A 1,541-nucleotide genomic window follows, 5' to 3' on the forward strand; every position below is an offset into this window, starting at 1 on the left:
GGCCGGGCGCCGGCGCGGCCTCAGATTCGACCCGGAACTGCTGTACTGCGGCTGCATGTTCCACGACATGGGCCTGAGCCACAAGCACAGCAGCGCCTGCGAGCGCTTCGAAGTCGACGGCGCCAACGCCGCGCGCGACTTCCTCGACAGCCGCGGCATCGCGCAAGGCGACATCGACACCGTGTGGAATGCCATCGCGCTGCACACCACGCCCGGCATCCCCCAGCACATGCACCCGGTGGTGGCGCTGGTAACGGCCGGCGTGGAGATGGACGTGCTGGGCATGAAGTACGAGGAATACAGCGATGCCGAACGCGAAGCGGTGGTGCTGGCGCACCCGCGCGGCGGCAATTTCAAGGAAGACATCATCCAGACTTTCTACAACGGCATCCGCCACAAACCCGCCACCACCTTCGGCAACGTCAAGGGCGACGTGATCGCCGACAAGGAGCCGGCGTTCACCCCTGGCAACTTCTGCAGCGTCATCCGCAATTCGGCGTGGGTTGCCTGAGTCGACCTCAGTCGGCAGTCGCGGGCAGCGCCGCGACGATGCTGCGGAAAGCCGCCACCGTCAGCGCCTCGTCCTGCTCGTTGCCGTGGTCGCTGAGCTTGACGATGACGGTGTCGCTGACCGGATCGATGTAAACATACTGGCCGTGGATGCCGATCGCGGTGTAGTCGCGCGGCGCACTGCCGCCATCGCGGGCGGCGGGCTGGCGCGGTAACCACCAGCCACGGCCATAGGCGAAATCGGCATCGGCGGCGCCGACTTCCGGCGGCCGTTGCATCCACGCCGCAGGCAACACCTGGACATTGCCGGCGCGGCCCTGGCGCAAATGCAGCAAGCCGTAGCGGGCGAAATCGACGGCGCGCGCATTGACGCAGCAAAAGCTTTTTTCCACGCTGTGCTTCTTGTTGTCGACGCTCCAGCCGGCACCGTAGGCCGCCCCCATCGGCTGCCACAGCTTGCGCTCCAGGTAGCGCGTGAGCGGCTCGCCGGTAGCCGCCGACAGCACCATGCCGAGCAGCAGGTAATCGACGCTGCGGTAGGCGAAGCCCTGCCCCGGCGTAAACGCGGTCTTGTCCAGCCCGCGCATGAAACGATTCAGGTCGGTGGTGATGTACATGAAGGCGATCTGTGAAAACGCGCTGTCGTACTTCTCTTCGACGCGGATGCCGGAATGCATGTTGAGCAGGTCGTCGACGGTGACCGCCGCAAATTTCTCCGGCAAATCCGGCAGGTACTTGCGCACCGGATCGGACAGCGCCGCAATCTTGCCCTCGGCCAGCGCCACGCCAACCAGGTCCGACAGCATCGACTTGGCCACCGAATACGACGGGAACACCGCGGCGCGTTGCCCACCCTGCGGATAGTGCTCATAGACCAGGCGGCCGTGCTGCACCACCAGCATGGCATTGGTGTGAGTCTCGCGGAGGAAGTCGGCAAAGCCGATACGCCCGCCGTCGCGCCACGCCACTTCCGGCGCCAGCGCGATCTTGCGTTCCTCGAACACGGCCGGCACCGCGGCGGCCGGGTTTTT

General features: G+C 65.9%; 2 protein-coding genes. One reads left to right on the plus strand and one right to left on the minus strand.

Features of this window, described 5'->3' with window-relative positions:
- A partial coding sequence (locus tag HLUSI_RS0122680) for an HD domain-containing protein (RefSeq protein WP_016836125.1) occupies positions 1-511 on the plus strand: 511 nt, incomplete at its 5' end.
- 7 nt (positions 512-518) lie between these two features.
- Here the strand turns inward: HLUSI_RS0122680 and HLUSI_RS30155 are convergent.
- Positions 519-1,541: serine hydrolase domain-containing protein (locus HLUSI_RS30155; RefSeq protein WP_016836126.1), on the minus strand; the 1,023-nt coding region annotated here is incomplete at its 5' end.

Origin of the sequence: Herbaspirillum lusitanum P6-12 (genome assembly GCF_000256565.1) — a bacterium.
Classification (GTDB): Bacteria; Pseudomonadota; Gammaproteobacteria; order Burkholderiales; family Burkholderiaceae_D; genus Herbaspirillum; species Herbaspirillum lusitanum.